This is a genomic window from Rhodococcus sp. NPDC056743 (genome assembly GCF_042790355.1).
Taxonomy (GTDB): Bacteria; Actinomycetota; Actinomycetes; order Mycobacteriales; family Mycobacteriaceae; genus Rhodococcus_F.
In genome coordinates this window covers 117,349-142,348 of the sequence record NZ_JBHTZI010000011.1, presented here as the reverse complement: position 1 = coordinate 142,348, position 25,000 = coordinate 117,349, and the positions used below count along the sequence as shown (strand labels likewise).

The 25,000-nt window shown below is 62.3% G+C and carries 24 protein-coding genes; 10 read left to right on the top strand and 14 right to left on the bottom strand.

The features are described from left to right. Positions 1–71 precede the first annotated feature (71 nt). Positions 72–434, top strand: a complete 363-nt coding sequence (locus ACFRFQ_RS24990) for an FKBP-type peptidyl-prolyl cis-trans isomerase (RefSeq protein WP_378663711.1) — start codon at positions 72–74, stop codon at positions 432–434. 55 nt (positions 435–489) lie between these two features. Here ACFRFQ_RS24990 and ACFRFQ_RS24985 read toward each other — a convergent pair whose 3' ends face one another. Further along, entirely contained in the window at positions 490–1,251 is a 762-nt protein-coding gene (locus ACFRFQ_RS24985; protein ID WP_378663708.1) for an ABC transporter permease, read from the bottom strand. Then, on the bottom strand, positions 1,248–2,189 hold the full coding sequence (locus ACFRFQ_RS24980; RefSeq protein WP_378663705.1) for an ATP-binding cassette domain-containing protein: 942 nt from the start codon (positions 2,187–2,189) through the stop codon (positions 1,248–1,250). The genes ACFRFQ_RS24985 and ACFRFQ_RS24980 overlap by 4 nt, the downstream gene beginning before the upstream one ends. A gap of 94 nt (positions 2,190–2,283) precedes the next feature. Between ACFRFQ_RS24980 and ACFRFQ_RS24975 the strand changes: the two genes are divergently transcribed. Then, a complete protein-coding gene (locus ACFRFQ_RS24975) occupies positions 2,284–3,030 on the top strand; it encodes a TetR/AcrR family transcriptional regulator (RefSeq protein WP_378663702.1) in 747 nt (248 codons plus the stop codon). On the opposite strand, the gene ACFRFQ_RS24970 is transcribed toward ACFRFQ_RS24975, so the two are convergent. From ACFRFQ_RS24970 to ACFRFQ_RS24960, 3 genes are all read right to left on the bottom strand, one after another. Next, on the bottom strand, positions 3,027–4,274 hold the full coding sequence (locus ACFRFQ_RS24970) for a low temperature requirement protein A (RefSeq protein WP_378663699.1): 1,248 nt from the start codon (positions 4,272–4,274) through the stop codon (positions 3,027–3,029). The genes ACFRFQ_RS24975 and ACFRFQ_RS24970 overlap by 4 nt on opposite strands. 68 nt (positions 4,275–4,342) lie before the next feature. Next, entirely contained in the window at positions 4,343–4,924 is a 582-nt protein-coding gene (locus ACFRFQ_RS24965) for a TetR/AcrR family transcriptional regulator (RefSeq protein WP_378663696.1), read from the bottom strand. Next, positions 4,921–6,027 carry an NAD(P)-dependent alcohol dehydrogenase gene (locus tag ACFRFQ_RS24960; protein WP_378663693.1) on the bottom strand — a complete coding sequence of 369 codons (1,107 nt, stop codon included), beginning with the start codon at positions 6,025–6,027 and terminating at the stop codon, positions 4,921–4,923. Before ACFRFQ_RS24960 ends, ACFRFQ_RS24965 begins: the two co-directional genes overlap by 4 nt. Positions 6,028–6,294: 267 nt before the next feature. Between ACFRFQ_RS24960 and ACFRFQ_RS24955 the strand changes: the two genes are divergently transcribed. The 3 genes from ACFRFQ_RS24955 (at position 6,295) to ACFRFQ_RS24945 (ending at position 8,588) form a co-directional block, all read left to right on the top strand. Further along, positions 6,295–7,047: a response regulator transcription factor gene (locus tag ACFRFQ_RS24955; RefSeq protein WP_378663691.1), complete on the top strand. Its 753-nt coding sequence runs from the start codon at positions 6,295–6,297 to the stop codon at positions 7,045–7,047. A 94-nt stretch (positions 7,048–7,141) separates the two neighbouring features. Continuing rightward, positions 7,142–8,308, top strand: a complete 1,167-nt coding sequence (locus ACFRFQ_RS24950; RefSeq protein WP_378663688.1) for an LLM class flavin-dependent oxidoreductase — start codon at positions 7,142–7,144, stop codon at positions 8,306–8,308. 1 nt (position 8,309) lies between these two features. Continuing rightward, positions 8,310–8,588, top strand: a complete 279-nt coding sequence (locus tag ACFRFQ_RS24945; protein ID WP_378663686.1) for a hypothetical protein — start codon at positions 8,310–8,312, stop codon at positions 8,586–8,588. A 7-nt stretch (positions 8,589–8,595) separates the two neighbouring features. Here ACFRFQ_RS24945 and ACFRFQ_RS24940 read toward each other — a convergent pair whose 3' ends face one another. After that, positions 8,596–11,028, bottom strand: a complete 2,433-nt coding sequence (locus ACFRFQ_RS24940) for a YbhN family protein (protein WP_378663683.1) — start codon at positions 11,026–11,028, stop codon at positions 8,596–8,598. Positions 11,029–11,252: 224 nt separating this feature from the next. Here ACFRFQ_RS24940 and ppk2 point away from each other — a divergent pair, with 224 nt between their 5' ends. Beyond that, positions 11,253–12,221 (top strand): polyphosphate kinase 2, encoded by a 969-nt coding sequence (gene ppk2 / locus ACFRFQ_RS24935; protein WP_378663681.1) that lies wholly within the window; start codon positions 11,253–11,255, stop codon positions 12,219–12,221. Between the two features lie 10 nt (positions 12,222–12,231). On the opposite strand, the gene mgrA is transcribed toward ppk2, so the two are convergent. The 4 genes from mgrA to ACFRFQ_RS24915 are packed head-to-tail and all read right to left on the bottom strand — an operon-like array spanning position 12,232 to position 15,937. Next, positions 12,232–13,263 (bottom strand): L-glyceraldehyde 3-phosphate reductase, encoded by a 1,032-nt coding sequence (gene mgrA, locus ACFRFQ_RS24930; protein WP_378663678.1) that lies wholly within the window; start codon positions 13,261–13,263, stop codon positions 12,232–12,234. Positions 13,264–13,279: 16 nt separating this feature from the next. Further along, the gene (locus ACFRFQ_RS24925; protein WP_378663675.1) at positions 13,280–14,623 is read right to left on the bottom strand and encodes a sensor histidine kinase; all 1,344 of its coding nucleotides are present in this window, start codon (positions 14,621–14,623) and stop codon (positions 13,280–13,282) included. After that, the gene (locus ACFRFQ_RS24920) at positions 14,620–15,324 is read right to left on the bottom strand and encodes a response regulator transcription factor (RefSeq protein WP_378663673.1); all 705 of its coding nucleotides are present in this window, start codon (positions 15,322–15,324) and stop codon (positions 14,620–14,622) included. The genes ACFRFQ_RS24925 and ACFRFQ_RS24920 overlap by 4 nt, the downstream gene beginning before the upstream one ends. A 37-nt stretch (positions 15,325–15,361) precedes the next feature. After that, on the bottom strand, positions 15,362–15,937 hold the full coding sequence (locus tag ACFRFQ_RS24915) for a TetR/AcrR family transcriptional regulator (RefSeq protein ID WP_378663670.1): 576 nt from the start codon (positions 15,935–15,937) through the stop codon (positions 15,362–15,364). An 89-nt stretch (positions 15,938–16,026) separates the two neighbouring features. On the opposite strand from ACFRFQ_RS24915, the gene ACFRFQ_RS24910 reads away from it, so the two are divergent. Together ACFRFQ_RS24910 and ACFRFQ_RS24905 are read left to right on the top strand one after the other, a co-directional pair. Further along, positions 16,027–17,022 (top strand): ABC transporter permease, encoded by a 996-nt coding sequence (locus tag ACFRFQ_RS24910; RefSeq protein WP_378663667.1) that lies wholly within the window; start codon positions 16,027–16,029, stop codon positions 17,020–17,022. 44 nt (positions 17,023–17,066) lie between these two features. Further along, positions 17,067–18,416: a cryptochrome/photolyase family protein gene (locus ACFRFQ_RS24905; protein ID WP_378663664.1), complete on the top strand. Its 1,350-nt coding sequence runs from the start codon at positions 17,067–17,069 to the stop codon at positions 18,414–18,416. 29 nt (positions 18,417–18,445) lie between these two features. Here the strand turns inward: ACFRFQ_RS24905 and ACFRFQ_RS24900 are convergent, their stop codons facing one another. Beyond that, entirely contained in the window at positions 18,446–19,684 is a 1,239-nt protein-coding gene (locus ACFRFQ_RS24900; protein ID WP_378663661.1) for an MFS transporter, read from the bottom strand. Positions 19,685–19,797: 113 nt separating this feature from the next. Between ACFRFQ_RS24900 and ACFRFQ_RS24895 the strand changes: the two genes are divergently transcribed. After that, positions 19,798–20,388: a TetR/AcrR family transcriptional regulator gene (locus ACFRFQ_RS24895; protein WP_378663658.1), complete on the top strand. Its 591-nt coding sequence runs from the start codon at positions 19,798–19,800 to the stop codon at positions 20,386–20,388. Between the two features lie 273 nt (positions 20,389–20,661). Here the strand turns inward: ACFRFQ_RS24895 and ACFRFQ_RS24890 are convergent, their stop codons facing one another. Continuing rightward, positions 20,662–21,246 (bottom strand): TetR/AcrR family transcriptional regulator, encoded by a 585-nt coding sequence (locus tag ACFRFQ_RS24890; protein ID WP_378663655.1) that lies wholly within the window; start codon positions 21,244–21,246, stop codon positions 20,662–20,664. Between the two features lie 85 nt (positions 21,247–21,331). Between ACFRFQ_RS24890 and ACFRFQ_RS24885 the strand changes: the two genes are divergently transcribed. Continuing rightward, positions 21,332–21,718 (top strand): DUF1304 domain-containing protein, encoded by a 387-nt coding sequence (locus ACFRFQ_RS24885; RefSeq protein ID WP_378663652.1) that lies wholly within the window; start codon positions 21,332–21,334, stop codon positions 21,716–21,718. A 335-nt stretch (positions 21,719–22,053) separates the two neighbouring features. On the opposite strand, the gene ACFRFQ_RS24880 is transcribed toward ACFRFQ_RS24885, so the two are convergent. Further along, complete coding sequence (locus ACFRFQ_RS24880) at positions 22,054–22,899, bottom strand: mycofactocin-coupled SDR family oxidoreductase (RefSeq protein WP_378663649.1); 846 nt, start codon at positions 22,897–22,899, stop codon at positions 22,054–22,056. 92 nt (positions 22,900–22,991) lie between these two features. After that, positions 22,992–24,908 (bottom strand): propionyl-CoA synthetase, encoded by a 1,917-nt coding sequence (locus ACFRFQ_RS24875; RefSeq protein WP_378663646.1) that lies wholly within the window; start codon positions 24,906–24,908, stop codon positions 22,992–22,994. Positions 24,909–25,000: the final 92 nt, after the last annotated feature.

Below are 25,000 nucleotides of genomic sequence, written 5' to 3'. Positions count from 1 at the left end.
ACGCGTGACCTAGCGACATCACGTCCCGCTAGTCTTCTGCCCCCAATATTCGCCTCAACGAGGAGGACATCATGAGTAGCAAGCCCGTAATCGAGTTCCAGGAAGGCCCCGCGCCGACCGACCTGGTCGTCAAGGACCTGGTTGTCGGAGAAGGCGCCGAAGCCGTTCCCGGTGGCACCGTCGACGTTCACTACGTCGGTGTCGAGTTCGAATCCGGTGAAGAGTTCGACTCTTCCTGGAGCCGCGGCGAGTCCATTCAGTTCCCGCTTCGCGGCCTGATCAAGGGCTGGCAGGACGGAATCCCTGGCATGAAGGTCGGCGGACGCCGTCAGCTCACCATCCCGCCAGAGCTGGCATACGGCCCCGCCGGTGCAGGACACCAGCTTTCCGGCAAGACCTTGGTCTTCGTGATCGATCTGCTGGACGCCAAGTAATTCACTGTGCAGCAGGAGAGCCCCGCACCGTCAGGTGTGGGGCTTTCTTGTGTGGTCAGCGCGCCGTCTTTCGTCGGTAGAGCCAGTTCGACCACACAAATCCCGCAGCGGCGATGCCCGCGCACCACGCGAGCGCGATGACGGCGCTGTTCCCGATCGGTGTGCCCATCAAGAGTCCGCGCACCGTCTCGATGATCGGGGTCACCGGCTGGTGCCGCGCAAACCCCTGCAGCCACGACGGCATGGTCTCGGCCGGCACGAAAGCAGTGCTGACGTAGGGCAGGAACATGATGGCGAAGGTGAATCCGCTTGCTGCCTCCGGGTTCTGGGCCAGGAGCCCCAGGGCTGTCGAGAGGTACGACATGGCGAATACGAAGGCAATGATGACCGCGGCGACGCCGACCCAGCGCAACGGATCGCTGGTCGGCCGAAATCCCATGATCAGAGCGACGACGATAACGATCGCCGTAGTCAGTACGTTGCGGACGACACTGGCGAGAACGTGTCCGGTCAGGACGGAGGACGGAGAGATCGCCAGGGTCCGGAAGCGGTCGATGATCCCGTCCTTCATGTCACTCGAGACGCTGACCGCGGTGGTCGACGCACCGAAACCGGCACACAGCAGAATGATGCCTGGCACGACGTAGTCGATGTATTCGGTGCCGGTGTTGATGGCCCCGCCGAAGACGTAGACGAACAGCAGCATGAGCATGACCGGAAGGGCTATCGCAGTGATCATCGAATCAGGGCTGCGCAGAACGTGTTTGAGATTTCGGCGCAGCATCACCGAGGAATCGATTGTCGTGGTGGAGTTCATCGAACGCTCGCAATCTCGGGTTGGCCTGATCCGGTGAGTGCGAAGAACACGTCGTCCAGATCCGGGGTGTGAACGGAGAACTTCTCGACGGTGATCGAGGGGTCGTCGATCGAGTCGAGGATGGCTTTGATCGACGGCACCGCCCCGTCGGACGGGACGTGCAGGGCCAAGGTTTCGGCATTCGAGTGCGCCTGTGGAAGTGACGCCGCGGCGAGGTCGAGTTGAGCCAGGTTCTCGAATTGCAGAGCGACGTGGCCTCCGGGAACAAGACGTTTGAGTTCTTCCGGGGTTCCTTCCGCGACCAGACGGCCGCCGCTGAGCACGCCGACTGTGTCGGCCAATTCGTCTGCCTCGTCGAGGTATTGGGTGGTGAGGAAGATCGTGACGCCGGATGCCGTGAGGCCACGAACGATCGACCACATTTCGTGGCGGCTTCGCGGGTCCAGACCGGTGGTGGGTTCGTCGAGAAAGACGACGTCCGGTTTCGCGACGAGACTCATCGCGATGTCGAGTCGTCTGAGCATGCCGCCCGAGTAGGCGCCGGCTCGCTTGTCACCGAAGTCCGTCAGGTCGAACTGGTCGAGAAGTTCTGCGGCGCGTCGACGGGAGTTCTTCCGGCCCAGGTGATTCAGCTCGCCCAGGAGGGTCAGGTTCTCGGATCCGGTGAGGAGCGTGTCGACAGCCGCGTACTGCCCGGTGACGCTGATGCGTCGGCGAACGTTCTGGGGATCACCGGGCAGTGAGTGTCCGGCGACGGTGACCTCGCCGCCGTCGAAGGGGATGAGAGTGGTGAGAATTCTTACGGCCGTTGTCTTTCCGGCGCCGTTTGCTCCGAGGAGGGCGTACACCGATCCAGTCGGGACCGACAGATCGAGTCCGTCCAGGACCTGCTGATCGCCGTAGCGCTTGCGAAGTCCGCGGACCGAGATTGCTGGCATCGAAACCTCCAGTTGATAACTGTGTATGACATAAACTCGTGTTTATAGCGTACACAGTTCTAGGATGATGGCAAGAGCGGAGAGTGGGAGTTGTATGGATCGCGCGCTACCGAGGGCAGTTGAACTGGCCTGGGGACTGGACCAGCCCGGAACGCGGGGTCCCAAGAAGGGGCTCAGCCTCGAGCAGATTCTCGACACCGCGATCGAGCTTGCCGACGCCGAAGGCGTCACGGCACTGTCGATGGGCCGGGTAGCCAAATCCCTTGGGTTCACGACGATGTCGCTCTACCGCTACGTGGCGAGCAAAGACGAACTGATCGAACTGATTTCGGATCGCGTGATCGGCCCACCGCCGGTAATTCCCGACGGCGCGACCTGGCGCGTCAAGCTCGAGGCGTGGGCGAACCACGAGTACGCCACGATGCTGAGTCGGCCGTGGTGGCTCAAGTTGCCCATCACCGCCCCGCCGACCGGGCCGAACAACATGGCGTGGCTCGACGCGGGTCTTGGCGCTCTCGACGGTGTCGCCCTGAGTGCCGCGTCGAAGTTCCAGGTGGTGACCAATGTGTCGTTGTTCGTCATCGGTCGTGCTCGATTCTCGGCTGACCTGGCTTCGCGCTCGGAGCAGTCGGCCGACGACGACGTCGCTTACGGCGCCCTCATCGCTCGGGTCATCAATCGTGAGGACTTTCCCCACCTCAGTGCTGCAATCGAAGAGGGCGGCTTCGAGGACGGCAGTCCGGAGGGTGACGCAGCCGGCAACGATGCTTTCGATTTCAGTTTCTCGCTGGGTCTTCTGCTCGACGGAATCGAGAAGTTGGTGCAGCGGTCAGGACACTAGTTCTGCTGTGCGCCTTTATTAACCGCGGGCGGTTGATAAAGGCGCACAGCAGTTCGGCGGGTGCGTCGCACCTGCGCGTATTCGTAGCCGTTCTGCCAGGTCACTGTCAAGACGAGCACCCAGATGATCCATGTTGCGCTCATGTGTGAGCCGGCAAAGCCGACGATCAAGGGAATCGCGGTGCACGGTAGCGCCCACCCCAGGAGCCACCGCGGATCGGAACGGGCAAACAGTCCGGCAACGGCGCTGATTCCGAAATAGGCTGCGACGCTTCCGCACAGCAGCCACCGCAGACTCGTGGGCGTGTGTTCGGCTCCGTGTTCGGTGGCGGCGCCCAATCCGGCGACCAGTACCGCGATGGCGCCGGTGGTGAAGCAGTGCAGTGCCATGTCGATCCGCGCCGGGAAGGTACCGGAACGTAGGTGTGGGACACCGGCATTGCCGTACAGCAGGGACAATGACCACATCGAGGCCAGTAGAACGAAGGAACCGACTGCCAGGCTGACGACCGTCGAGTCCCATACCAGTTTCGACGCCGCGGAAATGACCAGGATGACACCTTCGCCGAGCACGATGATGACGTACAGGCCGAGGCGTTCGGCGAGGTGTGCCCGATCGGAGTGCAGGGCTTCGAGTTCGGGGATCCGATCGTCTTTGTTGCCGCGGAATCTGATGACCCGGTCCAGTTTTTCCTGCGCGTCCTCCATGATGGCGGACCCGGATACCACGAACATGATCAGCAGATCGATTGTTACGCCGACCGCCCACAGCCAGTACCGTGCGTCGCCCTCGACCCAGAAGGAGATGATCCACGGCACGACGCCCAGAGACATCTGGGCGATGGGCCAGTCCACAACGATCTGACCGTTGCGCCAGACTCGGCCCGCCAACAACCGGACGGCGACGTACGCGACGGCAAAGGCCAGGGCGTGGTTCTCTTGGATTCCCGCGACAGCGGCCATCATCACGGCTAACCCGAACATGGCGATCAACATGCTCGGAATGCGCACGCGATCCCCGGCGACGTTGCCGTACATCGTGAAACACGCCCACGCAGTCCAGAATGCCAGGTAGAGCAGGGCATAGAGGCCGAAGTCCGACCAGCTAGGCGCGCCGTGGAGTAGATGGGCGAGTTGTCCGATGCCTGCGACAACGACAAGGTCGAAGAACAACTCGATCCATGAAGCGTGGCGTTCGAGCACCGATTCTTGGCTTTGGCTCTGAGGCTTTTCCGACTCCGACATGGTGGAAAGTATCCGCCATCGGTTCAGGCGCTGCAGGTGAGCGCCCTATTTGTCCGCTTTCGCGAAGGTTAATCTCGGGGCCACCACGGTGGCATCTGGTCGCGCACACTGTTGGCCCAGCATTCGGCGTCGGTCTCGTCGGATGCGGCCCAGGCCTCGACCGACGCGGTGAGGCCGCCCGAGACGAATGCTGCTGCGGCGACTGGATCCGTGTCGAGAGCAGCGCCTTGGGCATGCCAGATGCCCAAGGCGATATCCACCCGTCGAGCGAACATCGCAGTAAGCGAGCGACGAAGCGGCGCAGACGCGTCGGAGTCGAACCCGACGCGGAAGTTGTGCCGTTCGTCTGTCACGAGCCGGAAGGCCGCCACGAGGGTCTCCTGGAAATCCTGCGCCAACTGTGCAACGGACTTTCCGGTGGTGCCTGGCACATCCAGGAGTCGATCGATGTCCGTGGTCAGCATTTCGGTGAGGAGATCAGCGACGCTCGGATAGTGCGTGTAGAAGGTCGTACGCCGGACGTCGGCGTGGCGGCACAGTTCGCTCACACTGATGTCGTCGAGTGGGTGCTCGCGCAGAGACACCCGCAGCGCATGGCGGAGGTTCGCGACCGTGCGGAGGCTGCGGGGGTCTGGTGCGCGTTCGATCATGGCATTGTGAGAACGGCCTTGACCGCGACGCCCGACTGGGTGTCCGCAATCGCCTTCTCGATCTGATCGAACGGGTAGGTGGTGATGAGTTCGTCGAACGGGAACATGCCGGCCTGGTACATCGCGATGAGTTCGGGGATGAAGATCTGTGGCACGGAATCACCCTCGACTGCGCCGATGAGAGTCTTGCCCGCACCGGAGACCAGGCCGAGCGGGATGGTCGCACCGGGCTTGCCGACACCGACCAGCGCGATGGCGGCGCCGAATCGGGTGGCGTTGACGACGTTCTCGATAACAGCCGGAATCGCTGTCGTGTCAACGGCATATGCCGCACCGACGCTGTCGGTGATCTCCATGATCCTGGCGACGACGTCGTCAGTTCGGCCGTTGACGACGTGTGTTGCGCCGAGTCGCTTGGCGAATTCGAGTCGCTCGTCGAGTACGTCGACCGCGATGATGGTGGTGGCTCCGGCAACCTTGGCGCCCATGATGGCTGAGAGGCCGACCGCACCGGTGCCGCTGACGACGATGCTGGAACCGGCGGGGATGTTCAGCGAGTTGAGGACTGTTCCGGCGCCCGTCTGGATTCCGCAGCCGAGCGGGCCGACGATGTCGAGGGGTACGTCCTTGGAGATCTTCACGGCGTTGCGGGCTGCGACGATGGCGTGGGTGGCGAAGGAGGACTGGCCGAAGAAGGATCCGTGCATCTCACCGCCGTCGGGCGCTGACATGGTGCCGGTTCCGTCTTCGCGGACGCCGGCGATGTTGAGCATCATGAACTTGGCGCAGTAGGCCTCACGTCCCGCGAGGCAGTTGAGGCAATGGCCACAGGACGCAAACGACACTGCCACGTGGTCGCCGACAGCCAGATCGGTGACGCCGGACCCGATTTCCTCGACGATGCCTGCACCTTCGTGGCCGAGAACCATCGGGAAGACGCCGGGGAGATCGCCGTGAACGACGGCAAGGTCGGTGTGGCACAGACCGGACGCGACGATCTTGACGAGAATTTCGGCAGGCTGCAGATTGTCGAGCACAACGTCTTCGAAGGAGAAGGGGGAGTCGGTGCCCCGGACAACTGCGGCGTGAGCGGTGGTGGTCATGAACGTGCCTTTCTCGTTTCCCCGTTCCGCTGGGCCTCGAGATGTGATGCGGCGGCGGGCGATGAAATCACCTTACGCTTTTTTCGACAGTTGTCGATAAATCGAGAGGCGCTCGTCGAAGTCGGGCTCGGTTGTCCAAGTTTTCGCATCAACGGTGCTGGTGGGAGGCGAACCTGTCCGTTTTGACGAGCTCAGTGCCTATGCTGTTCGTCGAGTGATCCGGGTCATATTTCTGGTGAGGTGGTAGTTGTGGGTAGTGGCGGTGACGTGGCTCTGTCAGCAGCGGACTACGACCGAGTCTTTGCGATCCTCGACTACTGTTCGCCTGCGAAGACGTTGGACGAACTCAAGAGCCTTCTCATGGTGGCTCTGCACGATCACTACCGCTGCCCCAACACCACCTTCCTTGTCGGGCCCACGTTCACGTCGGCCTTTGCTGATCCGAATCCGGTGACCACCGGTCGGATCACTCCGATTCTCGACGAGTATCAAGCACGGTGGTATCCCGACGACGTCTTCGCGACAGCGCAATCGCGGGCGACCTTGATGTCGTCGCCGGCCATCACCCACACTCAATTATCCGATGTGCCATCGGAATCGGCGACGTACCTCAGTGATTTTCTCTATCGCAAGCGGTTACACAGCGCGGCGGTCATGCACCTCCAGCTTGCTCACGGCGTTCACGGATTGGTCGGGATATTCGATTCCGAGGGCAAAGATCTGTCGGCGACCGACGTGGCGGGTCTGGGAATTGTGGGTCGGCAATTGTCACTTCTGTGTCAGACCTTGCCCGGTCAGTCCAACCCGAGTTGGCAGGAGAAGTTGACGCGTCGCCAGCGTGATCTTGCCGAACTGCTGGCAGATGGCCATACGAACGACGAGATCGCGGTGATCTTGTCCTTGAGTCCCGATACGGTGAAAAAGTATGTCAGCCGGATCCTTGCCGTTCTGCACGTGCGCAATCGCGCGGAGTTCGTGAAGTTGGTCTACCAGCACAAATTGGCCGATCGGCGGGCCTGAATTTATCCACTTTCGTGCACTGTGACTGGTGTCACTCGCTCGATAGCCTGTGTGTGCACGGCCAAGAATTGGCCAACGGCACGAGGAGACACCGATGAGCAGGCTTCGTTTCGGGTATTTCATGGCACCGTTTCACGTCCCAGGACGTAATCCGACGGCAGCATTGCAGCGCGATCTCGAACTGGTCGAACATCTCGACCGGTTAGGGTACGACGAGGCGTGGTTCGGTGAACATCACTCTGCCGGAAGCGAAATCATCGCATCACCGGAAATCATGATTGCCGCGGCGTCGCAGCGGGCACCGCGAATTCGTTTCGGAACCGGCGTGACGTCACTGTCTTATCACAATCCCCTGTGGGCAGCTGATCGAATCATGCAGTTGGACCACCTGACTCACGGTCGAACGATCTTCGGCGTCGGACCCGGATCGTTGCCCACCGACTCGGCGATGATCGGACTCAACCCGACAGACACGCGAGAGTTGTTGCAGGAGAACCTCGACATCGTCGTTCGACTTCTCCGCGGCGAGACGGTCTCGGCAAAAACTCGCACTCACGAGTTGTTCGACGCGAAGCTGCAACTTGCCCCGTATTCGGCGAACGGTATCGAAATCACCGTTGCCGCAGTCGCTTCCCCGACCGGGCCACGCCTGGCCGGCACGCACGGTCTGGGTTTGCTGTCCATCGGTGCGACCCTGTCCGCCGACGGTTTCGATGCGCTGGCACATCACTGGAACGTCATGGAGGAGCGCGCAGAAGCCAACGGCACCACGGTGGACCGTCGTCGGTGGTCCCTGGCTGGGCCGTTCCATATCGCGGAGACCGAAGCGGAAGCGCGCAAACAGGTGGAGTACGGAATCGAGGAGTGGTTCGACTACTTCCAACACGTTGCTGCCTTCCCTCAGATGGCGGTCTCCGGTGCTCGGTTGAACGAGATGATCGATTTCGTCAACGAGGCCGGGATCGGTGTCATCGGCACGCCGGAGCAGGCTCGGCGTCAGGTGCAGCGACTGTGGGATCAGTCCGGTGGATTCGGGTGCATGCTGCAGATGGGACACGACTGGGCGAATCCGCAGGACACGCGTCGTTCGGCAGAGTTGTTCGCGCAGGAGGTCTTTCCCCATTTTCAGGGGCAGGCGCAGGCCACGCTGGACGCAGCAGAGCATGCACGGGCGGTCCGTGAGGGACATGCGAAGGCGCAACTCGACGCGGTTGATCACATGACGAAAAAGTACGCCCAAGAGATCGCAGACAAGGCCTGACGTGTACATCGCGGTAGAGGAAGGCCGGGTCAGCGTCGAGGATGCGAGGAACTCGCGAGACTTCCACGTCGAAGTGCCGTCGGACATGACCGAGCGTGAACTCGACGAGGTGTTGCGCGCTCAGGATTTCGGCTATGTCCGAGGTGCACGCGCTTTCATTCTGACAAGGCGGATCGAGTACGCCGCTGAAGATGTCACGGCGATGGTCGACTACGCCAGCAGTAAGGGCTGGATCGACGAGGACGGAAAAGCATTGCAAGCCCACATCGTTCGCAGGTAGTGGCTTGTCAGACCATGTCTTTCTTCTGTAGCCAACGCAAGATGGGCCAACCGCAGAAGACGGGCAGCCAACAGGTCAGCACGCGGTAGAGGAGGACCGACGGAACTGCAATGCTCATCGGGAGTCCGAATGCCGTCAGGCCGCCGATGAGAGCGGCCTCGACGGCTCCGACGCCGCCTGGTGTCGGAGCGGCCGATGCAAGCGTTCCACCGATCATGGTCACGATGGTGACGGTGATGAACGTAGTTCCTCCGCCGAATGCCTCGACGCTTGCCCACAGCGCCAGAGCCGCGCCGAGAGTTGTTGCGGCACTTCCGCCGACGATGATCAGGAAGCGGGTGGGATTGCGTGCCAACTGGCTCAGCTCGCCGAGAACTTCGGTGATCTGTGGCTTGAGGTCGTTGTTGAGCCAGCGCCTCAGTTTGGGGATGAACATGAAGGCGCCCAGAATTCCCAGGGCAATGCCGCCGATCAGAGACAGCACCGTCGTTCCGGGGATGAAGTGCGACAGGTTGGTATCTCGGCCGGCAACGACGGAGAAGAAGATCAGCAGACCCACGTGGGTGACTACTTGAACTGTTTGTTGTAGCGCAACCGCGGCAGTGGCCCGGACGGTTCCGAGTCCGCCTTTTTGGAGGAATCGCACACTCAGGGCCAGACCGCCGACGCCGGCGGGGGTGGTGGTAGCGGCAAACGTGTTGGCTACCTGCATGATCAGAAGATGTCGATAACTGACCATCGACGACGCACAGGCCCAGAGAGCAGCGGCGGCGCCGACGTAGGTCAGTGCCGAGACGCCGAGTCCGAGGAGTGCCCACCACCAGTTGGCGGTCTTGAGTTCGGAAAGGAACGTCGGCACCTGGGTCAGGAACGGGTAGGCGACGTAGACCAGGCCGATGAGAAGCACCAACTGGATGATCTGATTGCGGCTGAATCGTGTGACCTGTGCCGGGGCGATCTTCTCGATGCCGTTCTTGGCACCGACTTCGTCGCGAATCGCGGTCATCAGCGGGGTGGAATCGGGGATTCCCCTGCGGATTCGGTTCGGCATTGCGGAGGTTGTCAACCGTCCGGACGCGGCAAGAATTGTTTCCGCGCCCTGAGTCCGGATAGCCGCGTCGACGGCCCGTTCGACGCCGAACAGTGCGGCCGTGGTCAAGAGCAGTTGCGCGTTGTCCGATTGCATCTGCACATCGGTGGCGCCGAACTCGGAGTAGGCGTAGCCACCGAACAGGACTCCGCCGCCGTCGACGTGGATCTCGGATGCTCGGAGGTCGCCGTGAGCCATCTGATGAACGTGCGTCGTATGCAGGGTCTGCCACAGGGTGTCGACAAGTTTGGTGGACGGACCGTCCGCATCGAGATCCTCGGCCTTCTGATCCCGAGCAGCGACGGCGAGCGGGATCCCCCGGGGAGTGGGGCGTGCATACATTTCCCAGCCGCGATCGAGTGGCGCGGTCGCCACCGCTTTGGAACTGGCGAGTCCGATGTCGGCAAAGGCGATTCCCATCAACGCGCGATGCTCGACGGCACGGCGGAGCGACGCGTGGCGCGGCGGAGTTTCGCGATTGCGCAGGGAAATCCAGCGGAAGGTCTGGCGGATCACGCCGCTGCTGCGCTGATTCTGTCCGTACAGTTCGACGGTCAGGTCCTCGCAAAGTTCGTCATCGGGGACTTCGTCGACGGCTGCGGACAGGACGAGGGGGCCGAGACCTGACGGGCTGACCACGCGGACAGCGGTGACACGGTAGCCGCGTTTGGACAGCACGCGCACTGCGGAGTCGAGCGGAACTTCGAGGGCGGGTGTGCCGACGAGCAGCACGATGACGGCACCGATGAGATAGCCGACGGCCAACCCGAGCATCGACCGGGCCGGCACGATCGCGCTGACCACGAGGTGGATCGGAGCGAACAGCAGAAGAAGAGTCCACCAGGCTCGTCGCCACTTCTTCGCCAGCCACGGACCGGACACGGTCAGAACGGCGGCAAGCATCGCGATCCACCGGGGATCGTCGAGGAACTGGGACAGGAAGGTGGCGTCGATGCGGTCGGGCACGTCGAGGTGCCATTTCGGGGCGGAGAGGCCCGTTCCGGTGAAGGACAGCGCTACCAGCGCGCACAGTGCCGCCGCGGCGTATCCGGCAAACAGCTTCCACCGTCTGCCGACGACCAGTTCGATGAGAATGGCGAACGGGAGAGCCAGGATGGCGAGGCCGTACAGCAGATACACCGTGTCGGACAGGCTCGGGGAGAGAACACCGACGATGTTGGACACGGAGGTCTCGAGGGCGTCCCACTGACTGCGTGTGATCAGTGAGCCTGCGATGACAGCGCCAAGGACGACCGCAGCAAATACGACGCGCATGATGTCGCTGGTTCTGCGTTGCAACGGCGGCAGCAGGCTTCCCGTTACCGGGATGTCCCGTCCGTCAACGCGCATATCCTCAGAACTCTTCTCATGCAGGTATCGGCAACCGCTGTGGTTGCCTCGATTCAAAGTACCGTGCTGGCACCAGTGCGCCGTGAGGCAGCGACATGTTGCCTGCCCACGGGCAACTTGTGTTGCTCCGCATTCGCGGTAAATGCAGCAGAGATCGTACGTGGCCGGACATCAGAGCGTAAAATTCGCATTCCGGATGCTCGACGGTAAGGAGCGCACAACTTATGAGTCCTGAGTCGAACGGTGTCGACGGCCGGGTTCCAGACCTGCCTGTCAGCGGCACCAGAATCTCCGTGACCGAGGACTACGCGCACGAGATCGACGAGATCGCGAACCTGACGGACAAACTCGGTGGGCTGGAGCCCGCCGAATACGCGGATGCCTGGAAGCAGGGCTACCCGTACGAGAAGAAGATGTCGCGACGGGAGTACGAGCGGAAGAAGCGCCGACTCCAGATCGAATTGCTCAAGCTGCAGTTGTGGGTCAAAGAGACCGGTCAGAAGGTTCTGATCATCTTCGAAGGTCGAGACGCGGCGGGCAAGGGTGGTTCCATCAAGCGGTTCACCGAACATCTCAACCCGCGTGGTGCGCGCGTCGTCGCTCTGGAGAAGCCGACGGACATCGAGCGCACACAGTGGTATTTCCAGCGGTATGTCGCGCATCTTCCGAGCGGCGGCGAAATCGTGATGATGGACAGGTCGTGGTACAACCGCGCCGGCGTCGAACGGGTGATGGGGTACTGCACACCGACGCAATATCTCGAATTCATGCGGGAGGCACCGGACTTCGAGCGGATGCTCGTCAACTCCGGAATCCACCTGCACAAGTTGTGGTTCTCGGTGAGCCGTGAGGAACAGTTGGCGCGGTTCGCGGCGCGTCGAACCGACCCGGTGCGCCAGTGGAAGCTTTCACCCACCGACCTTGCCTCCCTGGACAAGTGGGACGACTACACCCAGGCCAAGGAAGCGATGTTCTTCTACACGGACACCGGCGATGCTCCGTGGACGGTGATCAAGAGCAACGACAAGAAACGTGCACGGCTCGAAGCGATGCGTCACGTGCTCGCCTCTTTCGAGTACCCCAACAAGGATCACCGGGTTGTGGGAATCCCGGATCCCCTGATCGTGGGACCGGCGTCGGCAGTCTTCGAAGAGGGGGAGCACGTCAACGTGGAGTTGCCGACGGTGTCGTAGGTCCGTCCGCTCAGATCGAACTGGCCTCGGCCCACAGATTGATGCCGCTGTCACGTGCGTGTTGATCGATGGAGGCCAGTTCGTCGGGGCTGAACTCGAGGTTGTCGAGTGCCCCGACGTTGGCCTCGAGCTGTGCGACGCTGGACGCCCCGATCAGCACCGAGGTGACACGTGAGTCGCGCAGTGCCCAGCTCAGCGCGAGTTGCGCCAATGACTGACCTCGGCCACGGGCGATGGCGTCGAGGGCGCGGATGTGCGTCAGGGCATCGTCGGTGAGCCACGACGGGTCGAGTGATTTACCTTGTGCCGCACGAGAATCCTCGGGGACGCCGCTGAGATATCGGTCGGTGAGCATTCCCTGTGCCAACGGCGAGAACGCGATGACACCGACGCCGAGCTCGTCGACGGTACTGAGAAGGTCCTGTTCGATCCATCGGTTGAGCATCGAGTAACTCGGCTGGTGAATCAGCAGCGGGACACCGGCTGCCTCGAGCACCGCGGCGATAGCGCTGGTGCGTTCGGGGGAGTACGAGCTGATCCCCGCATACAACGCTTTGCCTTGCTGGACTGCGCTGATGAGCGCTCCGGCAGTTTCCTCGATCGGGGTCTCCGCGTCGGGGCGGTGGCTGTAGAAGATATCGACGTAGTCAACTCCCAGGCGGCCGAGCGACTGGTCGAGCGAAGCCAGCAGGTACTTGCGTGAACCGCCGAAACCGTAAGGGCCGGGCCACATGTCCCACCCGGCCTTGGACGAGATGACCAACTCGTCGCGGTGGGATGAAAAGTCCTCCCGCAAGATCCGTCCGAAGTTGGTTTCGGCACTGCCGTACGGTGGCCCGTAGTTGTTGGCCAGATCGAAGTGGGTGATCCCGAGGTCGAATGCGCGTCGTAGCACGGCTCGTTGACGCTCGACGGGGACGTCGTCACCGAAGTTGTGCCACAGACCCAGCGAGATCGCGGGCAGCTTCAAGCCGCTTCTGCCGGTACGACGGTAGGGCATGGTGGTGTAGCGATCGGGGTGCGCGGCATACGGTTCGGACATTGTTCCTGCCTTCGATTCAGTTGTGCGTTGACAGATTGTCGAGTTCGATCAGCAATCGCGCTCCGCCCAGCGGACTGTCGTGGAACGAGGTGCTGCCACCGTGGATGGCGGCTTGCTGCGCTACCAGGGCAAGCCCCAGCCCGGAACCGGTCTGACTTGCCGTGGACCCGCGCGTGAATCGCCCGAATACTGCCTCACGCTCGTCTATCGGGATGCCGGAACCGTTGTCGTCCACGGTAATGGTGAACTCGGTGGGTGCGTCCGGCCGGTAACCCAGAGTGATACGCACTTCGGTAGCCCGGCCGTGCCGCACGGCGTTGGTGATGGCGTTGTCGAGGATCAGACGGATGCCGCCTGGCAGTGCGTGTATGCGATACGGCACCGGTGAATCGGTGGCGTCGACGCTCACTCGCAGATTCGGATAGAGGCGCATCGCTTCATCGGCGGCGATATCGCACACTTCGATGAGGTCGGTGTCCTTGAAGTCCTCGGACGTGGTCAATTCACCTTTCGCGAGCCGCTCTAGGTCCCGCAAGGTCGATTCGACCCGTCCCTGAGCGCGGGCGAGATCGACCAGGATCTCCTGCCGCTGAGATTGATTCAGTTCAACTGTGGACAGCACTTCGATATCCGTGCGCATGGCGGTGAGAGGAGTGCGCAGCTCGTGTGCCGCGGCGGAGGCAAAATCGCGAGCCGTTGCCAACGCCGACGTCGTGGCAGCTTGTGCACTGGCGACGTCCTTGAGCATCGACTCTGCCGCTGCCGCAAGCTCGTCCGCCTCTCGGATGCCGGAAACCCGCGTCGCAAGGTCCGGGTCGCGTCGGGCGATCCGGCGGGTCAATTCCACCAGTGGACGCACCGCGGGACCGCCGAACACCCACCCGAGAGCGGCGGCAGCAGCCACGGCACCGAGTCCGAAGAAGGCAACCTGGCGTTGCTGTTCGACGGTGATATCGCGGGCCTCTGCATACGGAACTGCCAGTGAGACAAGAGCGTTGATGCCTTCGGCTTCCGACGTGTAGGCGCGGTACATGGTCCCGTCCACTTCGACGGTTTCCGAACCGGGCGGCAGTTCCGGAAGCCGAGTGGGAGTGCTCGACATGACGGCGCCGTTGGCCGCGTTGCGGATCGTCACCGAGAACGCGCCGGCGTCCCCGAACGCGCCGAGAAACGGGCCTGCTGTCGCGGCGTTGGCCACCAATACCGTCGATGCGGTCTCGAGACGACGGTCCAACTGGGCGAGATTGTTTCGTGCGATGGCCAACGCCACGACTGCGCCGAGTGCGATGACGATGAACGTGGCACCTAACGCGGCAGCGGCAGCTACTCGGATTCGGAGTGAGTATTGCCGACGTTTCACGGATTTTCCCGCAGGACGAACCCGACTCCACGAACGGTATGCAGCAGTCGGGGCGAACCGCCCGACTCGAACTTGCGGCGAAGGTATCCGATGAACACGTCCACGACATTGGTGTCTGCGACGAAATCGTATCCCCACACAAGCTCGAGGAGGCGTTCGCGGGTGAGAACGATTCCCGCGTTGTGAGCGAGAACCTCGAGCAACTCGAATTCACGTTTCGTCAACGGGACCTCACTGCCGTCGACGTGAACGCGGCGTCCGGACAGGTCGATGTCGAGATTGCCGATGCGCAAGGTATTGGCGCCTTCGGCGCGATCACTGGCCGGGGCATTGCTCCGCCTCAGCATCGCCCGGATCCGAGCGACCAGTTCGGCGAGGACAAAGGGTTTGACCATGTAGTCGTCAGCCCCGGATTCAAGTCCGGCAATCCTGTCGTCGACAGAATTTCGGGCACTCAGCACGCAGATCGGGATTTCGTTGCCGGCAGCGCGTAGCGCCGTCACGACTCCGGTGCCGTCGAGTACTGGCATGTTGATGTCGAGAACGACCGCGTCAGGATGCTTGTTCGCGATCACCCGAAGGGCGTCGGCGCCGTCGACCGCAGTCAGGACGGTGAATCCCGTGAGCCTCAATCCGCGTTCGAGGGAAGAGCGGACGTCGGCGTCGTCGTCGACCACGAGGATGAGGGGTGTGTCGGTCACCGTCCTATTGTGCCCGCGGGGATGTCGGATGTGGGGATCAGACCGGCAAATCGGTGCCGTCCGGTCGTAGACCCGCGACGAAGACCGCGACCAGGCGCGGAACCAGGTTCGGCAAAGCGTCGTCGGACAATTCGATCTGCGGGCGCGTGAGCTTGGCCAGGGCCATGACGAACTCGAGTGGGTGCAGATCGGTGCGGACCAGCCCGGCCGCTCGAGCTGCCTCGATAGCTGCGGTCATCTGTGTCTTGGTCAGCTCGCGGGCGGCCAGTACCTCCGGCGCAAGTTCGGTGTAGCTGCGCTCCACCAAAGACGGGATCAGTGCGCCCAGTCGAAGCTCGACAAGTCTGTCTACCAGCCCCTGCCACGCTCTTTCCGGATCGGTGGACATCGCCGCGAGTGCGAGTTCGGCAGTTCTTCTGACATCGACGAGTGTTGCGAGGGCGACGGCGGTGACCAAGTCCTCGCGCGTCGGAAAATTCCGATAGAGGGTGGCTATCCCCACATTCGCGAGTTCGGCAACCGCGTCGAGCGGCGCATCGTGTCCACGCTCGGTGAACACCACTCGCGCGGCGTCGACTATCGCATTTCTGCGGGCAAGCGCATCGGCTCTCACATCTACCTCCGGTATTGACATCCCATCATAACTGGAGGAATATCTTCCATAAATAGTGGAGGAAAAACTTCCACTTTGGAGGGTGGGTCATGAATACCGAAGTCGGCGCGAACGACCGCGTGAAACTTGTTGCCGTGGTGATCGGTCTCTCCGCGGTGATCGGGGTGATGCTGTTGGCGTTTGTGCTGCCGTCGGTCAACAGCGGCGCGCACGAGTTGAAACTGGGAATTTCCGGACCTGCTGCGGCGACCACGCAGATCACGTCCTCTCTCGAGGCGAACAAGCCGGGAGCGTTTGTCACCGAGGAGTTTGCCGACGCCGACGCAGTGCGCGACGCTATCCGCCACCGGGACGTCGTCGGCGGCATCATCGTGGATGCAGCCGGACCACACGTCTTGATTGCAACCGCCGGTGGCGCTCCCATCGCGCAAACGCTGACCGGTGTAGCCGGTGCGCTGTCCGAGGCGTCGGGAACGAAGGTAGCGGTTGAAGACGTGGTGCCGTTGACGGCCGACGACCCGACCGGGGCCGGACTCACCGCATTGGCGCTTCCGCTGGTTTTCGGTGGAATGATGCCCGCTGTAGTTCTGGTGCAACTATTTCCGAGAAGTATCGGCAAACGGGTAGTGGGTGCGGTCGGCGTTGCGGTTGTCGCGGGCTTCGGGCTGGCGGCGATCCTGCAGTTCGGCACACACAGCCTTGACGGAAACTACCTCCTCACGTCGCTTGCCCTGGCCATGGGCATCTCCGCGATTTCCCTTCCGCTGCTGGGACTCGAGTCGCTGTTCGGTATCAAGGGCTTTGCACTGGGTGCGCTCACGATGATGTTTGTCGCGAATCCGCTCTCGGGTATGGCAACGACGAGCGCGTGGCTTCCCGCCGGCTGGGGTTCGTTCGGGCAGTTGCTGCCGCCGGGGTCTGCGGGAGCGGCCGTTCGTTCACTGGCGTTCTTCGACGGACACGGCGCAGGAACGTCGGTCCTGGTGTTGGCGTGCTGGATTGGCGTCGGAGTTGCGCTGTGTCTGGTTGCCGGGATGAAGAAGGCTCCATTGCCCGCATCGGAGCCTGACGCTGCGCTCGTCTAGTCGGTTGCGGTGCGACGTCGTCTCTCATCGGTAGGCTCGGCGTGGTGAACAACTCTGTGGTCTGGTTCAGGCGCGATCTGCGGGTGGGCGACCTTCCCGTCCTGAGCGCGGCGGCCGACGCCGGCGGGCAGGCACTCGGCCTCTTCGTTCTCGACGAGAAATTGCTCGGGCCGGCGGGATCGCCTCGGCAGGACCTGCTGTTCGCCAATCTGTCGGAACTCGACCGGCAGCTAGGTGGCCGGTTGATGGTGGTGCGCGGTGACCCGGTCGACGTAGTTCCCCGAGTTGCGAGATCTGTTGGCGCCGAGGAAGTTCACATCAGCGCTGACTACGGACCGTACGGGCGGACGCGGGATGCGGCAGTGGCCGAGCACGTGACGTTGATCGCGACCGGTTCCCCGTATGCGGTTGCGCCGGGACGGGTGACCAAATCCGACGGTGACCCGTACAAGGTCTTTACGCCGTACTTCCGTCAGTGGATGCAGCACGGTTGGCGTGGCCCGGCAGCAACCGATGCGCAGACCGTTGGCTGGTTCGATCCAAGCGACAAGGACGGCGGTCCGCGACGCGTCGACATACCGTCCCCGAGTAGCGACGTTCTCTATCCTGTCGGCGAAGCGGGCGCTCGTGCGCAGTGGAAAGAATACTGCGAGAACAATCTTGACGGATACGACGACGAGCGTAATCGGCCGGATCTCGACACGACAAGCCGAATGTCGATCCCGCTCAAGTACGGCACCATTCACCCGCGAACGCTACTGGCGGATCTGTCCCGGCGCAGTGGCGACGGCGCCCAGGCCTACCGTCGTCAGCTTGCGTGGCGAGACTTCTACGCAGACATTCTGTTTCAACGACCGGACAGTGCCCGAGGCAACTACGACGCCAAATTCGACCGGTTGCGTCAAGACAGTGGAGCTTCTGCCGATGTGGCATTCCGGGCCTGGTGTGAAGGGAAAACCGGCTTCCCGATCGTGGATGCCGGGATGCGCCAGCTTGCGGCCGAGCATTGGATGCACAATCGGGTGCGCATGATCGTGGCGTCATTTCTGGTGAAGGACTTGCATATTCCGTGGTGGCGCGGCGCACGGTTCTTCATGGAGCAGCTCGTCGACGGCGATCTGGCGTCCAATCAGCACGGCTGGCAATGGACCGCGGGGTCGGGCACCGACGCGTCACCGTTTTTCCGGGTGTTCAACCCGATCACCCAGGGTGAGAAATTCGACCCCGACGGTGCCTATGTCCGCCGGTGGGTGCCTGAACTCCGAGACGTTCCCGGCAAGGCAGTCCACTCGTTGAAAGCCATGCGCCCGGTGGACTATCCGGATCCGATAGTCGACCACGCTCACGAACGCGAGGAAGCCCTGCGACGGTACGGCGAGATCAAGGGTGGATGAGACCGGACGATTTGCGATCATGACCGCGCTTACTCCGGGACGGACGGAATCGAGACTTTGCGCTCCCCAGTCATCAGCAGTCCGACCAGCGCGGCAGCTGCAAGAAGCATGACAAGTGCCCCGTAGCCACGCGTCGTATCCACCAAGCCGACCTTGCCGACCAGGTATCCCGCCAGCAGTGCCGGAAGGCTGTTGGCCAGGTAGGCGATGACGTACACGGTGGACAGTAGACCCGCGCGTTCGTGGTTTTCGGCGAGCGGCATGACGGTGAGGATGGTTCCCTGGAATCCCGCGCCGAAGCCGATGCCCGCAACGGCAGTGCCTGCCAGAATCACTACCGCAGAAGATGTTTCAGCGCCGACGAGGGTGACGGCCACGCCGAGCACCAATGCGGTGGTTCCGATCAGCATCACCGTCCGGCCACCGAGTTTGCGGAAGGTGAGCACGGCGGCAGCTCCGAATCCCGTCAGTGTTGCAACCATGATGGCGCCGATGAGGGAGCTGTGAACGTCGAGTGCGTTGCGCGCCAACGCCGGCCCGAGTGAGAGGTAGAAACCGCCCAGCGCCCAGACCGCGATCAGGCACGGCGCGGTCAGCGCGATCATCGTGCGGGCTTGACGAGGAACGGCAAGGGTGGGGCGCAGCGACTGCCAGGCTCCTGGCCGTCCGCCGGAGGTTTCCGGAGCGGTCCATACTCCGAGGATTTCGAGAGCGACGAGCACGAGGAGCACCAGGTAGACAGTGCTGGTGGGCCGGGGGAGGTGCTCACTGATGAGACTCGAACCCACTGCGCCGACTGCAAGGCCCACCGTCGGAGCGACACTGTTGATGATCGAACCGCGACCAGGAGACCGTTCGAGGTCGATCAGCGCAGAACCCAAAGCGCTGATTGCGGCGCCGGTGGCAACACCCTGTACGACGCGGGCGATCAGCAGAATCGCCAAGCCGTCGGCCGAGGCGAACAACGCCAGCGAGACCGCCTCGAGAGCGAGCGCTCCGAGCAGAACCGGACGTCGGCCGATGTGATCGGACAGAGACCCGGCGGTCAGAAGGGTGGCGAGCAGTGCGAGGGCGTAGATACCGAAGACGAGCGTCGACGCGAGTGAGGAGAACCCCCACATCTGTTGGTAGTGCTCGTACAGCGGCGTCGGCGTCGCGGATGCGCCCAGGAACGTGGCGATGACGACGGCGATAAGTGTGAAAGCTGCTCCTCGTCCCAGACGCGGGCGTGAGGTGCTCTCGGCAAGTGGTGAAACGGTCGTTGTCATGGTCGTAGCGCTTCCCGTGTGGCTGGTGAAGACTTTAAACGCAAATACTTTGCGTTTGGGACGCTACGCCTGGCTATGTCCTAATGCAACATCTTTGCGTTAGGATGGAAATTATGAGTCCGTCCGCAGGTCCGCGCCCCGGTGGCCGCAGTGCGCGCATCCAACAGGCCGTGCACGCGTCGGCGCGCAAGTTGTTGGAACAGCGCGATCGAGCCGAGATCACGGTTCCTATGATCGCGACCGACGCCGGCGTGACTCCGTCGACCATCTATCGACGGTGGGGCGACATCAACGAAGTCTTTGCGGACGTCTCGATCGAACGGCTGCGCCCGGATGCCGACCCGCGCGAAACGGGGTCACTCCGAGGAGATCTGACGGTCTGGGCGCAGGAGTATCTCGAGGAGATGTCTGCGCCCGTTGGTCGCGCGTCGCTGCGAGATGTGCTGATGAGCGACGATCAGCAGACGCGCGCACCGGACGGCACGAAGAAGTTCAAGTGCGCCTTCTTCTGTCGGACGCAGATCGACGTGATACTCGCGCGTTGGCCGGAAGCTACTGGCGTAGATGGTGATTCGGTAGTCGACCATGTGGTGGCACCGATTATCTACCGGATTCTGTTCGACCTCGAGCCGGTCTCGCCGCAGCGCGTTGCGGAATTGGTGGATCAGACACTTGCCCTCGGGGGTCGGGTCGCTATCGAGTGACCACCGCCTGATCGCTGTGGAGGCGGGCGTGCAGGTGCATGTCGTGCCACCCGTCGGAGTGCTTTGCGGAACCGCGCCGAACACCTTCTTCGCTGAATCCGGCTTTGGTTGCGACTCGGCAGGATTGTGGGTTGTGAGGTCGGCACTGCCGTCCCGTAAATCGAGACCTTTCAAGGCGATTCGGCCCAGGAGTTCGCCGCCGGTGGCGATGGCAGGTATAGCCAATTCGGGCATGTGAGCATCATGAACTACCCGCACCCCTTTCGAAAACTGCTACCGCTGCCACTCCGCGTTCAACCGGCGCGCCGATTCGAGCGTCGCGATCGCCTGCGTCGTATCGACTCGCGCGAGTACGAGTGCACTTACCGTGCAGGACAGAAGGACTCGGGTTCGATCCTCGATCGTTTCCGATGTTGCAGTTGGCAATTGTGCTTGCAGACCGCGCTCGATCGCGTCGGAGAGTTCTTGCCGGTAACCACGAATCACGGCCGCGACCGCGTCGTCGTGTGCGCCGAGTCCGGCCGTGGCGTTGAGTAGCAAGCACCCACGCCGGGGTGAGTCAGCGGTCATGGTGGCGATCGCGTTCGCGAGTGAAGCGAGGTGGTTGTCGACAGAATGCGGCGTCGGATTGTCGGTCAGGCCGCGCAGGCGCGGTCGGATGACGTGGTCGAGGTACATCTGCACCGCCGCGTCGAATACGCCGCGCTTGTTGGTGAACGAGTTGTAGAGGCTCGATCGACTCAAGCCGGTTACCGTTTCGAGGTCGGTGAGCGACGTTCCTTCATACCCGCGAGCCCAGAACACATCCAGCGCTGCGGCAATCGCGCTGGTGGTATCGAACTCCTGTGACCGGGCCATCAAAAGCCACCCCTTTCTGTATCGTTCGGTCCAGTATATATTGGACCGAACGATACAGAATCTGCCGAAACTCAGGAGTCCACTGATGAACGTTGCCGGCTACATCTTCGCGGCCCTCGCCGCACTTGTACACGTGTACATATTTGTCCTCGAATCGATCCTCTGGACGGCGCCGAAGACTCGCGCGACGTTCGGCGTGAAGTCGGAGGAGGAGGCGTTGACGACAAAGTCGCTGGCGTTCAACCAGGGCTTCTACAACCTCTTCCTGGCGATTGTCTCGGTGATCGGCATCGTCGTCGCCGCGACGGGTTCGGCGTCGGTGGGAATCGCACTCGTTCTCGCGGGAACCGGGTCGATGGTTGCGGCCGGTCTTGTTCTGATTCTCTCGTCACCGGACAAAGCGCGCGCCGCGGTCGTTCAGATGCTGTTCCCGGTCATCGCAGTGATCTTGCTGGTGATCCACCTGCTGTAAGGAATCGAGCCCCGGTGGCGTCGACGACCGTGGGCTGGGACGGGTGAAAAGATCCGATCCGGTTCGATAATAGGTGGTGAGAGACTTGCCGCGTTTGTCTGAATCTGAAAAAATACCGCCGTTCGGCGCGCACTTTTCCGAGAACGGTTCTATTCTGGTCTTGGGTTTGTTGCGCATCCCACACATGATTTTCCTACTTCAGACGAGGAGCGCCTATGAGGTTGCCGACTACTTGTTCTGTTGCTACGAAGGCTTGATCAAGCCGAGAATTGCCCCTGCCGGATGGTGCTCGAGACCCATCCGGCAGGGGCAATTTTGTGTGGTGCTCCAGCCGCCTATCCGCCGGCGAACTTCTCCGAGGTGCCGAGGTCGATGGGCAGCGCGATGCCCGTGATTCCGCGGCCGGCCGGCCCTACAAGATAGAACATCGCATCCGCGATCACCTCGGGATCGACCCACGGATGCGGCAGGAGATTCAGTTTCGACATGATGGGCGCGGTGTCCTCCAGAACCGGGTTTTCGAGATCCGGCCGGAAAGCTCGAACCATGGGTTCGTTGTCGATCATCGTGGTGCGCACGTTGCCCGGGTGTACGGAATTGACTCGGATATCGGCCCAGCCGAGTTCGTTGGCCAACGACTTCGCCAATCCTCGGACAGCATGCTTGGACGCCGAGTAGTGGGCGATGCCCGGCACGCCGCGCAGGCCGGCCATCGAACTGATCAGCACAATCGATCCGCCTCGGTTCCCGTTCATGATGTGGGGGATAGCGACCTTGGTGGTCAGCCAGACGCCGGTGACGTTGATGTCCATCAGTTCGCGGAATTCTTCCGGACTCAGATCCCAGGACAACTTCGCCGACGCGGCGATTCCGGCATTGGCGATGACGATGTCGAGTCGGCCGAACTTCTCGACGCCGGCATCAACCGCGGCTTTGAGCGCGTCGTGATCCCGGGTATCGGCGACGGAAGCGGAGATACGTCGGCCCTGTGCTTCCACCAATGTGACGGTGTGAGCCAGATCCGCTTCGGTAGCCATGTCGTATCCGGCTGTTGCGACCGGCGAACACAGATCCACTGCGATGATGTCCGCGCCCTCGGACGCGAGCCGCACAGCGTGTGCGCGGCCCTGGCCTCGGGCCGCCCCGGTGATGAATGCGACCTGTCCGTCCAAACTGCCCATGTTGATTCCCCTGCCCGAGTGACTACCTGAAACCTAGAACACGTTCATCTTGCGGGTTCTGGAGGTGCGGGGCAGGGGAACCGGGAAATTTGTTATCCGCGAAGGAGTTTCGTCAGATCTTCGAGGACGGTCATGTCTTCGATGGTGGACGGCACCGTGTATTCCTCGTTGTCGGCGATCTGGCGCATGGTCTTGCGCAGAATCTTGCCGGAACGAGTCTTCGGCAGGGCTCCGACCACCGTCACATCGCGGAACGTGGCGACGGCACCGATCTGATCGCGGACCCGTGCGACCAGTTCCTTACGTAGGGTCTCCGGATCGATGTCGACGCCGGACTTGAGCACGACGTAGCCGCTGGGGCGCTGTCCCTTGAGTTCGTCGTGGATGCCGATTACGGCGCACTCCGCGACTGCGGGATGGCCGGCGACAACAGCTTCCATGCTGCCGGTCGACAGACGATGGCCCGCGACGTTGATCACGTCGTCACTGCGGCCGAGGACGAAGACGTAGTTGTCCTCGTCGATGTAACCCGAATCGCCGGTGAGGTAGTAACCGTCGAAGGTGGAGAGGTATGACCTGACGTAGCGGTCGTCGTCGCGCCACAGTCCGGCAAGGGTGCCGGGAGGCAGGGGCAGACCGATCACGATGTTGCCCTCGGTGCCGGGTTCGACGAGTTTGCCTTCGCCGTCGACGATTTCGACGCGATAGCCGGGGCAGGCAACGGTGGGAGAACCGGCCTTGATCGGCATGGGTTCGAGGCCGCGAAGGTTCGCGCAGATCGCCCATCCGGTTTCGGTCTGCCACCAGTGATCGATGACCGGACGGTCGAGAACGCGGGTCGCCCATTCGTACGTGTCCGGGTCGAGGCGCTCACCGGCGGCAAACAGAGTCTCCAGTGACGAGATGTCGTACTTGGCAATCTCTTTCGCGTCGGGATCGGCTTTGCGGACGGCGCGAATTGCTGTCGGCGCGGTGAACAGTGCCGAGACCTTGTACTCGGAAATGATGCGCCAGAATGCGCCGGCATCTGGCGTCCCGACGGGTTTGCCCTCGTACATGACCGTCGTGGCTCCCGCGAGCAGAGGGCCGTAGACGATGTACGAGTGGCCGACCACCCAGCCGACATCGGATGCCGTCCACCACACCTGGCCAGGGGAGATGTCGTAGAGATTTTTCATCGTCCAGGTCAAGGCAACAGCGTGTCCGCCGTTGTCACGCACAACGCCCTTGGGCTTACCCGTGGTACCCGAGGTGTAGAGGATGTAGAGCGGATCGGTGGCAGCGACGGAAACCGGATCAGCAGGTGTCGTGTCGGAGATCAACTCGTCCCAGTCGAACCATGCCGAGCCACTGGACTTGTAATCGGCCGCCGAACCCGGAATCTGATCACGATTCTTCACGATGACGGTATGAGCGGGAGTCGCGGAAAGCTGCAGAGCCTTCTCGACCATCGGCAGGTACTCGATGGTGCGGCCCGGCTCGAGGCCACCCGACGCGGTCACCAGGACAACCGGGCCGGCGTCGTCGATACGGGTTGCGAGTTCCTTCGCGGCAAATCCGCCGAACACCACCGAATGCACAGCACCGATACGGGCACACGCCAGCATCGCAATTGCGGCTTCGGGGATCATCGGCATGTAGATGATGACGCGATCACCGGCCACAACACCTTGGTCGCGCAGCACACCGGCGAACAATGACACCTGCTCGAGCAGTTCCGAATACGTGTACGTGGCCTTGGTAGGGACCATCGCGGAGTCGAAAATCAGGGCGGTCTGATCGCCGCGGCCATCGCGCACGTGGCGATCGAGAGCATTGAAGCTGGTGTTCAGCGACGCGCCGGGAAACCAGCGGTAGACGGGCGCCGCGGAATCGTCGAGCGCAGACGTCGGGGCCACATCCCAGTCGACTGCCTTCGCCGCGTCGAGCCAGAACTTTTCCGGCTGGTCCATGCTCTCGCGGTACGCGTCGGCATAGGTGGTGTGGGACGCCTGCGGGCTCTCGCTCATCGACGCGGGTCCTTTCCTCAACTTCGCACAGCTATGACGGGAAACACCTTAGGCCAGTTGGGTGACAGATTGGACATGAGGATGGCTGCGGA

Coding starts and splice junctions, on each gene's coding strand:
- ACFRFQ_RS24990 (WP_378663711.1), top strand. CDS start 72: ATGAGTAGCAAGCCCGTAATCGAGTTCCAGGAAGGCCCCGCGCCGACC.
- ACFRFQ_RS24985 (WP_378663708.1), bottom strand. CDS start 1,251: ATGAACTCCACCACGACAATCGATTCCTCGGTGATGCTGCGCCGAAAT.
- ACFRFQ_RS24980 (WP_378663705.1), bottom strand. CDS start 2,189: ATGCCAGCAATCTCGGTCCGCGGACTTCGCAAGCGCTACGGCGATCAG.
- ACFRFQ_RS24975 (WP_378663702.1), top strand. CDS start 2,284: ATGGATCGCGCGCTACCGAGGGCAGTTGAACTGGCCTGGGGACTGGAC.
- ACFRFQ_RS24970 (WP_378663699.1), bottom strand. CDS start 4,274: ATGTCGGAGTCGGAAAAGCCTCAGAGCCAAAGCCAAGAATCGGTGCTC.
- ACFRFQ_RS24965 (WP_378663696.1), bottom strand. CDS start 4,924: ATGATCGAACGCGCACCAGACCCCCGCAGCCTCCGCACGGTCGCGAAC.
- ACFRFQ_RS24960 (WP_378663693.1), bottom strand. CDS start 6,027: ATGACCACCACCGCTCACGCCGCAGTTGTCCGGGGCACCGACTCCCCC.
- ACFRFQ_RS24950 (WP_378663688.1), top strand. CDS start 7,142: ATGAGCAGGCTTCGTTTCGGGTATTTCATGGCACCGTTTCACGTCCCA.
- ACFRFQ_RS24940 (WP_378663683.1), bottom strand. CDS start 11,028: ATGCGCGTTGACGGACGGGACATCCCGGTAACGGGAAGCCTGCTGCCG.
- ppk2 (WP_378663681.1), top strand. CDS start 11,253: ATGAGTCCTGAGTCGAACGGTGTCGACGGCCGGGTTCCAGACCTGCCT.
- mgrA (WP_378663678.1), bottom strand. CDS start 13,263: ATGTCCGAACCGTATGCCGCGCACCCCGATCGCTACACCACCATGCCC.
- ACFRFQ_RS24910 (WP_378663667.1), top strand. CDS start 16,027: ATGAATACCGAAGTCGGCGCGAACGACCGCGTGAAACTTGTTGCCGTG.
- ACFRFQ_RS24900 (WP_378663661.1), bottom strand. CDS start 19,684: ATGACAACGACCGTTTCACCACTTGCCGAGAGCACCTCACGCCCGCGT.
- ACFRFQ_RS24895 (WP_378663658.1), top strand. CDS start 19,798: ATGAGTCCGTCCGCAGGTCCGCGCCCCGGTGGCCGCAGTGCGCGCATC.
- ACFRFQ_RS24890 (WP_378663655.1), bottom strand. CDS start 21,246: ATGGCCCGGTCACAGGAGTTCGATACCACCAGCGCGATTGCCGCAGCG.
- ACFRFQ_RS24885 (WP_378663652.1), top strand. CDS start 21,332: ATGAACGTTGCCGGCTACATCTTCGCGGCCCTCGCCGCACTTGTACAC.
- ACFRFQ_RS24880 (WP_378663649.1), bottom strand. CDS start 22,899: ATGGGCAGTTTGGACGGACAGGTCGCATTCATCACCGGGGCGGCCCGA.
- ACFRFQ_RS24875 (WP_378663646.1), bottom strand. CDS start 24,908: ATGAGCGAGAGCCCGCAGGCGTCCCACACCACCTATGCCGACGCGTAC.